At 49.7% G+C, this 13,138-nt stretch carries 16 protein-coding genes; 5 read left to right on the top strand and 11 right to left on the bottom strand.

Translation table 11 applies throughout. The features are described 5' to 3' along the window. Positions 1-5: 5 nt before the first annotated feature. The 3 genes from P0078_RS03260 to P0078_RS03270 form a co-directional block, all read right to left on the bottom strand. Entirely contained in the window at positions 6-935 is a 930-nt protein-coding gene (locus P0078_RS03260) for an efflux RND transporter periplasmic adaptor subunit (protein WP_282933045.1), read from the bottom strand. A gap of 15 nt (positions 936-950) precedes the next feature. Continuing rightward, positions 951-2,315, bottom strand: coding sequence for a TolC family protein (locus P0078_RS03265; protein ID WP_282933046.1), 1,365 nt, complete (start codon positions 2,313-2,315; stop codon positions 951-953). Between the two features lie 84 nt (positions 2,316-2,399). Beyond that, positions 2,400-2,792 (bottom strand): hypothetical protein, encoded by a 393-nt coding sequence (locus P0078_RS03270; RefSeq protein WP_282933047.1) that lies wholly within the window; start codon positions 2,790-2,792, stop codon positions 2,400-2,402. A gap of 222 nt (positions 2,793-3,014) precedes the next feature. On the opposite strand from P0078_RS03270, the gene P0078_RS03275 reads away from it, so the two are divergent. From P0078_RS03275 to P0078_RS03285, 3 genes are read left to right on the top strand one after another with little or no spacing between them, the layout of a single operon-like run. Continuing rightward, positions 3,015-3,947 (top strand): DUF2092 domain-containing protein, encoded by a 933-nt coding sequence (locus tag P0078_RS03275; RefSeq protein ID WP_282933048.1) that lies wholly within the window; start codon positions 3,015-3,017, stop codon positions 3,945-3,947. Next, positions 3,944-4,282, top strand: a complete 339-nt coding sequence (locus P0078_RS03280; RefSeq protein ID WP_282933049.1) for a hypothetical protein — start codon at positions 3,944-3,946, stop codon at positions 4,280-4,282. Before P0078_RS03275 ends, P0078_RS03280 begins: the two co-directional genes overlap by 4 nt. Before the next feature lie 23 nt (positions 4,283-4,305). Continuing rightward, positions 4,306-4,431, top strand: coding sequence for a hypothetical protein (locus P0078_RS03285; RefSeq protein WP_282933050.1), 126 nt, complete (start codon positions 4,306-4,308; stop codon positions 4,429-4,431). 39 nt (positions 4,432-4,470) lie between these two features. On the opposite strand, the gene P0078_RS03290 is transcribed toward P0078_RS03285, so the two are convergent. From P0078_RS03290 to P0078_RS03300, 3 genes are read right to left on the bottom strand one after another with little or no spacing between them, the layout of a single operon-like run. Continuing rightward, positions 4,471-4,674: a zf-HC2 domain-containing protein gene (locus P0078_RS03290; RefSeq protein ID WP_282933051.1), complete on the bottom strand. Its 204-nt coding sequence runs from the start codon at positions 4,672-4,674 to the stop codon at positions 4,471-4,473. Between the two features lie 2 nt (positions 4,675-4,676). Continuing rightward, positions 4,677-5,294, bottom strand: a complete 618-nt coding sequence (locus tag P0078_RS03295) for an RNA polymerase factor sigma-70 (RefSeq protein WP_282933052.1) — start codon at positions 5,292-5,294, stop codon at positions 4,677-4,679. Then, positions 5,291-5,494 carry a hypothetical protein gene (locus P0078_RS03300; RefSeq protein ID WP_282933053.1) on the bottom strand — a complete coding sequence of 68 codons (204 nt, stop codon included), beginning with the start codon at positions 5,492-5,494 and terminating at the stop codon, positions 5,291-5,293. Before P0078_RS03300 ends, P0078_RS03295 begins: the two co-directional genes overlap by 4 nt. A gap of 202 nt (positions 5,495-5,696) precedes the next feature. On the opposite strand from P0078_RS03300, the gene P0078_RS03305 reads away from it, so the two are divergent. Then, a complete protein-coding gene (locus P0078_RS03305) occupies positions 5,697-6,743 on the top strand; it encodes a methyltransferase domain-containing protein (protein ID WP_282933054.1) in 1,047 nt (348 codons plus the stop codon). Positions 6,744-6,768: 25 nt separating this feature from the next. Here the strand turns inward: P0078_RS03305 and P0078_RS03310 are convergent, their stop codons facing one another. Then, the gene (locus tag P0078_RS03310) at positions 6,769-7,761 is read right to left on the bottom strand and encodes a hydrolase (RefSeq protein WP_282933055.1); all 993 of its coding nucleotides are present in this window, start codon (positions 7,759-7,761) and stop codon (positions 6,769-6,771) included. 34 nt (positions 7,762-7,795) lie between these two features. Beyond that, positions 7,796-9,049, bottom strand: a complete 1,254-nt coding sequence (locus tag P0078_RS03315) for an MFS transporter (RefSeq protein ID WP_282933056.1) — start codon at positions 9,047-9,049, stop codon at positions 7,796-7,798. Between the two features lie 76 nt (positions 9,050-9,125). Here P0078_RS03315 and P0078_RS03320 point away from each other — a divergent pair, with 76 nt between their 5' ends. Continuing rightward, the gene (locus tag P0078_RS03320; RefSeq protein WP_282933057.1) at positions 9,126-10,373 is read left to right on the top strand and encodes an ArsB/NhaD family transporter; all 1,248 of its coding nucleotides are present in this window, start codon (positions 9,126-9,128) and stop codon (positions 10,371-10,373) included. Positions 10,374-10,381: 8 nt separating this feature from the next. On the opposite strand, the gene P0078_RS03325 is transcribed toward P0078_RS03320, so the two are convergent. From P0078_RS03325 to egtB, 3 genes are all read right to left on the bottom strand, one after another. Then, positions 10,382-10,627, bottom strand: a complete 246-nt coding sequence (locus P0078_RS03325) for a DUF411 domain-containing protein (protein ID WP_282933058.1) — start codon at positions 10,625-10,627, stop codon at positions 10,382-10,384. A gap of 224 nt (positions 10,628-10,851) precedes the next feature. Next, positions 10,852-11,820 (bottom strand): L-histidine N(alpha)-methyltransferase, encoded by a 969-nt coding sequence (gene egtD, locus P0078_RS03330; protein ID WP_282933059.1) that lies wholly within the window; start codon positions 11,818-11,820, stop codon positions 10,852-10,854. A 2-nt stretch (positions 11,821-11,822) separates the two neighbouring features. Continuing rightward, positions 11,823-13,127, bottom strand: a complete 1,305-nt coding sequence (gene egtB / locus P0078_RS03335; RefSeq protein WP_282933060.1) for an ergothioneine biosynthesis protein EgtB — start codon at positions 13,125-13,127, stop codon at positions 11,823-11,825. Between the last annotated feature and the right edge of the window lie 11 nt (positions 13,128-13,138).

Raw genomic sequence — 13,138 nt, forward strand, 5'->3', positions numbered from 1 at the left:
GCGGGCTATTGCGAAAGGCGTGCCATTCCCCCCGGTGCCAAGCTGACAATTGTCGAGTCAAATGAGAGCCCATCGGCGGTAATAGAAACTTTTTGCCCTCGAGCAATTTGTCCCCGGCGTGTAGGGAATACTTGAAGCTCTGCCCATATTTGCTTGTAGTTCGCAATCGTGAACAGTACCCGATCACCGCTAAACTCCCCTCGACTGGCCTGCTTATCGATAATCTGACCGCTGATAGGCGCTATCAAGGAGTAAGTTTGCAAGCTGTCATTGGACTCAATTGTTGCCAGCTTTTCCCCCTTTTGTATGGAATCACCCAATGCTTTTTCAATTGTCATAATTGTGCCCGGATAGCGGGCGCGAACATGGCTGAGGCTGCGATGATCGATAGCGGTTTTGCCGTAAAGAGTAACGCGCTCTTGAATAACTCCCGGTGCGGCAATCGCAGTTTTAATGCCGGCTTTTGCTGCCATATCCTCGGCTATCTTTACGCGGCCCTCATAGGATTCAAACTTCCATTCAGCACTACCCCCCTTGTAGGTCAGGGAGAGTTCAATATCGAATGAATGGGGCTCAGGCAAATCTCTATGGCTGCGCCAGTAATCAATACTGTCATCACGGGAAAGAGCTATTCGTTCTGACTTACCCCCAAGTCGAACTAGAGTCAGGCTCAAATCCGCATTATTCAGTGCTTCTCCATTTTTCTGAACCCACGCGCGAAACTCAGCCTTACCACTTTGCTCTACCAAAGCCAGCTCAACCACTAAGTCTCCGCGCTCCAGAAGCCGCCCTCCATGGGGCCCTTTGGACTCTTCTTCATGATGCCCTCCGCCATGGGAGCCACTTGCATAACTGAAATTCATCGCCCCCATTGCTGATACCAAAAGGGAGAAGAACAACATCGCAAACTTTAATGTTTTATTTGATCTGCTCATTTTCTAAATCCAAATTCATTTGCTGCTATCAGCAGCCACAGCCCCTAAAGGTCGGGCAGTTAATCTCTCAATTTCCGCGCCATATAAATGGACAGATCGCGCCGCAACAATTCGGGAACGCTCGGCATCGAGCAACTCCTCGCGGGCAGAAATTAATTCAACATAGGAATAGCGACCACGGCGGTAAGCCCGGCCCACTTCGGAGAGCCCCTCGCGCAGCATAGGGATTACGGTGTTTTCCATTTCATCGACAGTAGCCAGGGCTTGTTCCCGGCTTGTCACCGCCAGGAAAAGTTGGGGGTAGAGTTTTAGAAGCGCCGCCTCTCTCTCTAACTGAACCTGCTCCAACTCAGCCATCGCAGAGATTTCCCTGCCCCGGTTGCGTCGACCGGTGAAAAGAGGCACGTTAATACCCGCCACCACCGCATTCTCATCATATTCGCGGTCGATACGGTAACCGGCATACCAACCGATATCTGGCTTCGACTTCGCCTGCGCCAAGTGCAGTTGCGATGTGCGTAATCGCTCTTCCGAAGCGAATCGAGCAATGGCAGGGTTTTCCTGAGCTCTTTCGTACAACACCTCGAAACTCGCACCTGGTTCAAAACGAAACAGCACGCTGGAATCAACAGTAAAGTCTTGTGTCGGCTGCCCCCAAAGTGCAGACAATGCGTACTTGTAGTAAGCCAGCATTCTCTCCTGCGCCTCAGCAGCCAAAATGGCTTTTGCCAACGCGGATTCTGCCCGCATGCGTTCAGCCACTGGCGAAGCTGCGGCATTCACCCTCGTAGTCACCACTTTCAGCGTTTCTTTGGCCAGTGAAACTTTTTCTGCTTCAAGAGCAAGCAACTCTGCAGCAGCAAGTACCTGGGCATAAGCTCGAACCACCTCGGCTAAGACATCTAATGCAGTCGCCTGCTCATCAGCAATCAAGAGATCCCGTTGGGCATTAACTACATCAATACGAGCTTCACGTTTTCCACCCAACTCAATAACTGACGACAGTGAGGCGGTCAGTTCAAGCTCGGTATACTCATCATCGTCGTCATCACTTGGAGGACCCGGGGGGCCTGGAGGCCCGGGAGGGCCGTTACCTGATGAGCCATCGTCGTAGGTTGCATACTCAGCTTCAAAGCCAAAATCCCAAGCAGGACGCTGTTTTGCGGTGAACTCAGCACCATCCAAAGCCCATTGCTGGAAAGGAAAAACTGCAATTTGGGGGTTTTGTGCCAGCGTTCTCTGTATTGCCTCTGGCAGTGTTAATAGCTCCCCTTTCTGCGCAAAAACAGTTTGCGCAGATAAACTCAAAGTGGTCGCCAGCAAGAATTTAGCGGCTGCACGACCTACCACGCCCCTAAAGAGCGTGTAATTAAAATCCATGGAATTCTCCCAAGTCACAACTCGATCAGCATGCGTGGGCAAAAGCTACATACTTCTATAGCGGCACACGCAGTATTTAACTAATCAGACTTGGGTTATAGGTGGGCGTAAAAGTGGAGAAAAATAACCTGAGGGCGCAGCTGCACTGATTGTATCACTGTAACTGATAGTGCCCCGAAGAAGAGGTTGATAAGACTGCCCCAAAAGCCCGGTTGCATTAATTCCGTGACAATGGCAACAGTGATTACAGAAATCCAACGTCGGTGTAGATTGCTCTTCACCGGAGGAAGGCAGCGAGAAAGTGACGGAACCCCCATCAGGCTCGTCAGTAGGAGCTACCCCAGGGAGTTGATCAATATGATTTGAAGAGAAGTGGATGGTGATGTCTTCTAGCTCATCATGACTGTCATAGAAGGCGCCAGCTGTCTGGAAAATCAGCAGCGCAATCAGTAAAAATGACAGACGAACCACATTCATAGGAGCAGGCTAGTATCAATAATGGACCGACTCTAGCAAACATAACCCAGAGCCTCAATTGAATACGGCAAAAGTTTTGTAAAACAACAGCTTATTGACCAGCAATTCTGGATAGCCAGTCTCGTTTCAATACTCGATTTGACGCAACAGCAGGCGCGATAGTTCTCCTCTACACTGATTCAGATGCCACAACTATGGCTATATATTGGGAGGTACCGGTAAATGCTTGCTTTTCAACCCTTTGGTGGCTTGGCTAGGGCGCTGATTCTTGCAGCGACGGTGGCATTAGCCCCTGCGATTGTCGCTCAAAACCCGACTCCACCCCCGCAACCCGATAGCACTGGCTCCCAAGGCCAAACCCCGCCACCAGGGCACCCCACTCAATCGACCGATGACAGCAATACCCCCCAGCCGCCAGGGCAAATGCAGCAAGGCAAACCTCCTCAAGGCCAAATGGGGACCATGGAATCAAACGAGCCCCTAGACCCCAAGGCGATGGCAACCTTGAAACGAATGGGTGACTACCTCGCCAGCCTCAAAATGATGATGTTTAACGCCGATATATTCACTGAGGTCGTTCTGGAAAATCAGGAAAAGCTCCTGATTGGCGGTACCGTCAAATATATGGCAATGCCACCCAAGCAACTGCGTGTAGACCTGAAAACAGATTCTATTACCCGTCAATTTATTCACAATGGCGACAAGTTCACCGTGATTGCTCCCCGCGATGGTTATTTCGCAGAAATGGAAGCACCCCAGCCTACAGCGGAAGTTTTGACCAAAGCCGCCAAGGATTACGGCATTGAGATTCCTTTTGCCGACCTCCTCGAATGGGGAAGGAAGGAAAATGTTTGGTCCGGTATCAAAGAAGGCTTTCTGGTAAACCGGCCTATGGTTGACGGCCAAAAAACCGAGCACTGGGCATTTCGCTCTGAAAACCTGGACTGGGAAATCTGGATCAAGGCTGGTGACAAGCCCCTGCCCCTGCGTATTTCAACAGTGAATACCCGCGACCCCGCCAAGCCGCGCTTTATTGCCACCTTGAAATGGATGGAAGCCAAACCTGGTGCCGCCGGGCAATTTACCCCTTCCACCGACAAGCTCAAGCAGATCCAGTTTAAGAAGGCGGAACCCAATAAGGAGGCCACACCATGATGCATCGCAACGGTCAAAAGACGGGTTTCCTTGCACAACTGGTTGTGCCTGCCCTGGTCACGGGGGCACTACTGACTGCATTGGCCAGTCCCTCAGCCGAAGCCTTTGGTCGGTTTGGTGGTGGTGGGGCTCATTTCAATATTGGGGGACATTTTAATGGGATGCGTCCGATGGGTGGAGGCTTCCACGGTGGCTATGCCCCGGGGGAGTTTGCAAGGCGCTTTCCCAATCACCCCCATTTCACCCCCATCATCCACCCTACCCACCGCCCCCTTGGCGCCCCCACTACTGGCCCTACCCGGGACCAGCATTTTGGGGTACGGCAGCAGCCGTAGGTGTCGGCGGGTGGTTATATACGTTGCCTCGCAGCTGTGTTGCAGTAACTGTTGGTAACGTTACCTATGAGCACTGCGGGTCCTACTGGTATCAACCGCACTTTGTCGGCGGCCATATCGCCTACCGCCCGGTTCGCCCTCCCCGCTAGGAACGCCAATATTGGATAAGTGGCCCCAAGTGCGAAATGCTATTTTTCGTTGTCAGCTTTCTCGGGGCCACCCTGAGCATAGGATTTGGTGATATGCCTGAGGGTCTTCATCTGCTTGCCGAAATTGCGGCAAGGTGTGCAAACCGCCAGATGTAACTTCAGGCTCGCCTTCTCGGAAATGAGCAGGTCCCTCTCCTGGGACTCAGACATCAGCCTCGTGGCTTCCCGGCAGGTCTTCATCATTGTCACTTCTCCACACCAAACCAGTTATCTTCCAGACACTCGCGCAAGCGAAGGCGCGCCCTGTGCAATGTGACATTTAAGTTGCTAACGGTAATCTCCATGGCAGCACAGATCTCATGGCTTTCCAGCTCAATAAATTCCCTCATCATAAAGATCTGCGCTTGGCGCGAGGGAAGATGGCTGAGACAGGCCTCGAAGATCCGCCAGAAATGCTTATCGTGAATTGCCGACTCAGGATCAGCCCAGCGTTTGGGCTTTTCATCCTTCTGCCAGTGCCCTGTCTGATCAAACAGCTCATCGTGATCATATTCTTCCCTATCCCCACGAACCAATTGATCCGCATCTACGAAGCGCTGTCTCTGTCGCAATATGTCGGCAATCTTGTTCTTGAGAATGGCGAAGACCCAGGTCTTCAAAGCCGAGCGACCGGAAAAGCTGCGCGAGTTCTTTAGCGCACCCATCAATGCTTCCTGAACAGCATCCTCAGCCAGCTGTGTATCCTGCAACTGCAAACTGGCAAAACGCAGCATCTGCTGGCGCAAATCCACCAGGAACTGCGAATTCTGTAAAGAATCCTCGGCGGACTCTGTCGAAGCACTGGGAGCTAGGTGATCGCTCAATTACGTTCCCTCATAATATCGAAGCGGAGAGAGTCGATATTAACGAAAATAATGCGATTCTCTACCAACCAATTCCCACTGGCGCCAAAAGGCAATTTTGCGGATTCTGAAATATCCAGTGCATCATGCTGGTATTTTTGTGCCAATTGAGACTTTTCTGCTTTGCCCCGCCCCTCGAGCCAGAATAAGTTAAATATCATGCCAGTATAGGGCTTTGTATCAGTTTCGAAAGCAGAAACCTTTGACAGAAGAACTTATAACTCCTCAACTCTTTCGTGATTTCTCTGGTTTTTAGTCGCAAGAACCGCAGACTTGTTACACTTCCTCAGCAAAAATACAAAATGCGCCAATATCAGCGCAACTGCGCCTTTTTGGTTAACCCCCGCAATAGGTAAAGAGCCAATGCACGATTTAGTACAGGACTACTACGGACGCCAACTAAAGAACTCTTCGGACCTGAAGACCAATGCCTGTTGTGACCCCAGCGATATGCCAGAGTGGCTAAAACCATTGCTGTCCAATATTCATCCCGATGTCCTATCCCGCTATTACGGCTGCGGACTTGTCTGCCCTCCACTTTTGGAAGGCTGCCGGGTACTGGATCTTGGCTGTGGCTCAGGCCGGGATATTTACTTGCTCTCCCAGTTGGTAGGCCCAAAAGGTGAAGTAGTAGGTGTCGATATGACGGAAGAGCAGTTGGCTGTGGCCAGGCGGCACCAAGCCCATCACGCCGACAAGTTTGGCTATGACAATGTCCGCTTCCTGCACGGCTACATCGAAAAGCTGGAGGAACTGGAATTAGAGCCTGAAAGCTTTGATGTGATCATTTCCAATTGTGTGGTTAACCTTTCCACAGACAAAGATGCTGTACTCAAAGGCTTGTTCCGGCTGCTGAAACAAGGGGGAGAATTTTACTTCTCCGATGTCTATGCCGACCGTCGCATTCCCCCCGCAATTAGCTCTGACCCCGAGCTGTTCGGCGAGTGTCTTGGGGGCGCACTCTACTGGAATGACTTCCTGGAAATTGCTCAGGGCAGCGGCTTCCGCGATCCACGCCTGGTGGAGAGCCGGCCATTACTTATCACCAACCCAACCCTGGCCCAGCGCTGTGGTTCAATTCGGTTTTTTTCCGCCACTTATCGCTTGTTCAAATTAGCGCAACTGGAAAAAGACTGTGAGGATTACGGCCAAGCAGTGATTTACAAAGGCACACTACCGGGCTCTGCCGATCAATTCGTTCTCGATGGACACCACATTATTGAGACCGGACGAGTATTCCCTGTGTGCGGTAATACTTGGAGAATGCTCGCAGAGACCCGTCTCGCACCCCACTTCGAGTTTATTGGCGATTTTTCGCGGCACTTTGGCCTGTTTCCCGGCTGCGGCAAGGAAATGCCATTTGCCAGCGACACTCCCGAAGCGGATCAGTCGAGTACCCAGTGCTGTTAACCCTGAGCCTGGAAATGGGAGTTCCCTAACGGGCTCCCTTTGGAATCCCAACGACAGCCCCCAAAAAGTAGGGTATTTTTTTCTCCAGCCAATAACTGGGGCTCCATACCGTCCCATCTATAAACCCTACATGCCCCCCTCGATCACTCACCGCCAAATCGACAGCAGAACTGACTTCGCTGGTTACAGGTATCGCTGATGGACAAACAAAAGGATCATCAACGGCGTTGATAATCAAAGTCGGCGTGCGAATATCTTTGAGTAAAGGCTTACTGGATGCCTGGGTGTAATACTCATCCACATCACGAAAACCATGTAACGGCGCAGTGAAAGCATTGTCGAAATGCCTGAAATCGACAAAGTCCCCACTGCAATTGAGATCGGGTAAGGCCGCAGCCAACTGTGGGTCTTTCGCCTTATGAAGCAGGCTCAAACGAAGCCCGCTAATCAGGTGGCGCTCATAAAGGTGGGATATACCAGTGTTGATGTAGCGACTACAGGCATGGAGGTCCATTGGCGCCGAAACAGCAATCCCAGCGGCTACCTGCCCGCAGCCGCCATCCTCACCTAACATTTTCAGGACAACATTTCCGCCCAATGAGAAGCCAACCACGGCAATCGTCATTAATGGAAACTGCTTCTTAAGTTCACTAACCAGCCAGCGAGGATCCTCAGTGTCACCGCTGTGATAGGCCCTCGGCAACTTGTTAGGCACACCACCACAACCTCGAAAATGCATTACAGCGACCTGGTAATGGTATGCCAGAAGAGTTTCCATCAGCCCCTGCACATAGGGCGATTCAACCGAACCTCCCAAACCGTGAAGTATCAATACCAGGGGATAATCGGGATCATTGCGTAGCGGCCTGGGAAAATGCAAAGAAAGGCGGTCGCCATCAGGCGTTTCGTACCAGCGGCAATCTGTCTCAATCCAGGGGGTGGCGCGGTGAAAACGACTGAATACGGTCTGGATATGTCGATTACCAAGGCCTGGGGCTGGAGAAAAAGAATTAACCATAGATTTCTATCAATAGTCGAAACAACCGGGGCTATCAGTTTCCTGCTGATGGTTTAGGGATTGTTGCCCCTTTCGTTTCTGGGACAAAAATCAGAAAAAATGTACCGGCGATCAGAGCAATAGCTCCCAAAGTAAGAAAAGCAACGCCATAGCCAAAATACTGAACAATATATTCCGCAGAAAAATTACTACATGCCGAACCAATTCCCACCAAGGCAGCCATAGCGCCCTGAGTAACATTGAAACGGCCCGTACCACGTGTCAGGTCGGCACACATTAAAATAATAATGACGCCAAATATACCATTAGCCACGCCATCCAGGGATTGAATTGCTACCAGGAAGTACGGATTGTCCGTAGACATGAACAACAGCGCCCGTACCGGATTGATAAAAAAACCGATAAGGAAGATTAGCTTGCGCCCCCAGGTATCCGCTTTGGCCGCACACAGAAAGGACATCAGCATCATCATAAACTGGGCGGCGATGATACAAGCTGATGTAAAGGCAATAGCTATATCGGCATTCGAGTTAATCGACAGTTTCTGACTCACCAAGGGCAACATCGCGGCATTGCCAAAGTGGAATAGAAACACGCTGACAGCCAAAGCGACCAGGCGCCGGTCAGACAGCAGTGACTTAAAGCCTGACGGCTGCGCTTTGCCCTCTAGATCCTTGTGCTCTCCGCCCCGAGCACGGATATGATCGATAGATTTTCCCGGAATAAAGGCTACCGAGATCGCCATAAGGGCACCCATAACCGCCATCAACCAGAACACCCCCTGCCCGGAAATGGTCAGAGCAAGAATTGCCGCGAGCCCCGCAGCAAAGACATTGCCAGCATGATTGGAGGCCTGGTTGGCACTGGTTTGATAGGTAAAGTTTTTATCGCTGGTAACCCCGAGTGTGATTGCCGCAATAGAGGGAGCCACGAAGGCAATTGCGCCTCCCATCAAAACCTGGGAGAGATAAATCAGTGGCTTGTGGCTGGTAAATTCCACAATAGTGATAGAAACAATACCGATAATGATCCCGCAAGTGGCAATAAGCCCTCTCTTGAAGCGAGTACTATCGATAAATGCGCCAGCAGGTGTCTGCAGCAGTACAGTGGTTACCCCGCCAATTGCCAGGACAACCCCAATATCTCCCGGCTTCCAGTGCATGGCAGAGAGCAGGTAGATCGCCAGATATGGCCCCAACCCCGCAACCACATCTCCAGCAAAGAAATTCGTAAAGAGAAGAGGTTTGTTTAAACTCTTATGAACGGCCTTGTTGGCACTCCGCTGCACTGAATAGAGCCTCAGAAAATAGCAATGCTGAAAACCAGAGTAGCAGTTGGGACTAGCGACACTCGGATAACGATAGATGTCTATCAGCTTAACCGTCTCGGCGATCATCTTTATCCTAATAGCCGCGCGCCAATGGCTACCGTCTGCCGTTCGTATCTGGCACATCATGACCCTTGGCGCAGTAGCACTTTTGGCCTTGAGGCAAATCACACTTAAAGACGCATTCTTTGCTGTAGATTGGGATTTAATCCTCTACTTATTCTCTGTATTTTCGATTGCATCCGCTCTATACGACACAGGGATTTCAGCGCAAATCAGCAAGCGAATACTCTCCCGAAAAAACCCCAATACCATACTGGCAAGCTATATCCTGATCATGGCCGTCTGCGCCGCCCTTCTCACCAATGATGCTGCAGCAGTGATTGGTGTACCCATCGCTCTATTGATGGCTAGGGATATGAACTGGGGTGTTGTACCCCTACTTATTTTACTTTGCGCCACAGTAACGATCGGAAGCATGATCTCCCCAGTCGGCAACCCACAGAATATCTTGATTGCCAACGCAGGGCAGTTTGACAATATGTTTCTGGTATTTGCCGAGTGGATCTTTATCCCGGCAGCAATCACCATGCTGCTGTCGATTCTTTGGTTAAAAAGGTTTCTTAAAGTTGACGAACCCAGTCACAATGTAGGCATTCAGCCACGAGAGGACAATGAGATAGCACAAAAATGGCCACCTCTATTGTCGGCAGCCCTTCTGGTTATTCTAATAGCATTAGGCAGTGTACTTCATAACGTAGAAAGTATTTACCACCCAACCTTGGGTCAAATAGGCTTGGTCGCCTGCTCACCCATTTATCTGGCGAGTCATGAAAGAAGAAGAATACTGAGAGAAGTAGACTGGCCCACCCTCTTTTTCTTTATTTCCATGTTTATTGTGACCGGCTCACTACTCAAGTCCGGATCACTACAGTTTTTTCTGCACGAAAGCGGGATTAATCTGGCTAAACCTGAAACCGTAACTTTTGTCAGTTTTTTTGCCAGTCAATTGTTTTCCAATGTTCCCGTAGTGGAAATCTACCTGAATTTGCTACATGAACACGACACCCAAACACTTATGATGCTATCAGCCATATCTACAGTTGCTGGTAACCTCTTTATCATCAGCGCAGCCAGCAATGTAATAGTGCTGCAGCAGGCGGAAAAATTTGGTGTGCAACCATTTAACTTCTGGCAATTCTTTTTATTGATGTTGCCGGTAAGTGTTATCAGTGTGGCATCGAGTTATCTCTATATTATTTGGTACAGCTCGCTACAGACCTAAAAAAGGAGCTAACTCTGGGGCTTCTCGACTCGGACAAAGGGGCGGTAGTCTCCCCCTTCCAGCAGCAAATAAATATTGTAAGGTTCAAACTTTCCATCCACTTCCATCCCTGGGCTGCCAACTGGCATCCCGGGTACTAACAGACCAATTCCATTCTCTGGAGGAGAGGAAATAAATTGCAGGATATGTTTGACCGGAACATGGCCTTCAAAAACATATTTGTTGTGCCACACCGCCGTATGGCAACCCTCCATCCCCCGAGGAACCCCCATCGCTGCCGAATTTTTGCCATATTCAGCTCAGAACTGGTAGATACAGCAATGTCGTTACCCCGTAGATAATCCACCCACTTGTTACAACAGAAGCAAAGCGGGTGTTTATACACAATAAAACTATCGGCATCCCACTGTTTTTTTCCTCCGTAACAGCAAAACTTGCTGGTACGACCAATATCACCAGTGAGAGGAGAAGACATTCCCTAGATAGCCTGGGCATAGTGAATAGCATAAGATTCAGAGGAATCAGTCCAGTGGCGAACAGGCTTAAAGCCGCCTTTCATCAACAGGGTATTAAAACTACTCACTTTATATTTATGGCTATTCTCGGTATGAATAGTCTCTCCTTCCAAAAAGACGATTTGTTCCCCAGCGATTGCGACTCTCTGATCCCGAAGGCTAACTAAATGCATTTCTACGCGCTGTCGCAATGGCTGATAGAAGGCGCGATGAGAGAAAGATGACAAATCAAAGTTGCCTCCCAACTCACTGTTAATTCGTTGCAGGAGGTTCTTGTTAAACTGCTCCGTAATATGCTCACTATCGTGATACGCCCTCTCCAGCACAACGGAATCTTTAACTAAATCAGTTCCGATAAGCAGGCCGTCTCCCGCTCTCAAATTCGCCGCAAACGTCTCCAGCAATTGCTCCGCCCTATCCGGCTCAAAGTTTCCAATTGTCGAGCCAGGAAAAAACACCACACGTTTTTTTGACTCAATATTTGACAGATTGTCCCATACTTCGGCTTGAGTAAAGTCACCCACTTCCGGCCAGATAGAAATATGAGGTAAGCCTTTTTTAATTCGTTGCCCCGCCAGATAGAGAATCTCCGGGGAAATATCGATGGGATAGTATCCGCTAGGGCTTTTTAAAAGATGCAGTAAGCCCTCTACTTTTTCGCAGTTGCCTGCACCGGGCTCCACCAGTAGTGCCCCTGGGCCAATTTCCTCAGCAATATCCGGTAGATACTGATTGAATATCTTAGCCTCAGTACGGGTTAAATAATAATCGTCTACATCACATATTTTCTCGAATAACTGAGAACCAAGTTCGTCGTATAGGTATTTACACGGTAGTGTTTTCTGATCTCCGGCCAACCCCCGTAACACATCATTGAGAAATTCATGGTCTTGTTGTGAACTTTCCTGCATTGATGATACGGCTGCTTTCACATTTAGTCTCCTGCCAAACGGATACCGGTAAATTGCCACGACTGATGTGGATAAAAGAAGTTGCGGTAACTGATCCGGATATGGTCAGCCGGGGTTGCAAAAGATCCACCGCGAAGAACCTTTTGGTTACACATAAACTTTCCGTTGTACTCCCCTACTGCATCCTCCCGGGCTCTGAAGCCCCGATAAGGCAAGTAAGCACTGGAAGTCCACTCCCACAAATCCCCTAAGAACTGCGTTTGTCCTCGCTGCGCCTGCAACGGCCTGAAGTGGCGTTTTTCCAGGAAATTAGCTGATGCCATCTGATTCGGCTGACGTAAATGACAAGCAGCTGCCTCCCATTCAAATTCGGTAGGCAATCGTTTTCCAGCCCAGGTTGCGAAAGCATCTGCCTCATAAAAAGAAAGATGACAGACAGGCTCAGCTGGATTTAAGGGTAGCAATCCATAGAGGGAGTACTGATGCCAACCATCGCCATTCAGCCGCCAATAGAATGGATGCTTTTGCTGGTTGTTCTGCAAATACAACCAACCATCCGAAAGCCACAGTCGATGCTGTTCATAGCCACCATCCTCTATAAATTCAAGGTACTCGCCATTGGTAACCAGTCGGGAGGCAATAACAAACTCATCGATAAACTGTTGATGCTCAGGTCCTTCATTATCAAAGCAGAAAGCGTCCCCATTACTCCCAATCCCATAGAAGTCCTTGGGTATACTCAACCAGCGTAGCGGTTCCAGTGCCCCGTCTTCATCTTCAGGAAACATATCCCGGTAAGCTGGTGCCATGGGATTAGTTGATAGGGCATGCTTGATATCGGTCAATATCAATTCCTGGTGCTGCTGCTCATGATTCAAGCCCAGCTGGACCAACGCGGCCAAATTTTCAGGAATCGGGTACTCACAGAGCAACCGGTGCATGGAGTCATCGATGAATTTTCGATATTCATAAACCTGGGCACTATCCGGACGCGAAATTAGCCCCCTGTTAGGGCGTGCAAAGGGGGTACCCAAACTGTTGTAGTAAGAGTTGAACAGGTGGTTGAAGTGTGGGTTAAACGTTTGATATCCCCGCAACCGGTTGGCAAGGATAAAGGTCTCAAAGAACCAGCTCGTATGTGCTAAATGCCATTTGGTAGGGCTGGCATCTGGCATAGACTGTAGCTGCATATCCTCCGGGGATAACGGCAACGCGAGGTTCTCTGTCTCTGCACGAACTTTCTGGTAATCACTGAGAAGTTGATGTTGTACTTCCTCTAAAGTTACTTCACCGACGTGTATTGCCATATTAGTAATCAACTGCGACACATTTCTTCTCT

This window comes from Microbulbifer sp. VAAF005, assembly GCF_030012985.1.
In the GTDB taxonomy this organism is placed as follows: Bacteria; Pseudomonadota; Gammaproteobacteria; order Pseudomonadales; family Cellvibrionaceae; genus Microbulbifer.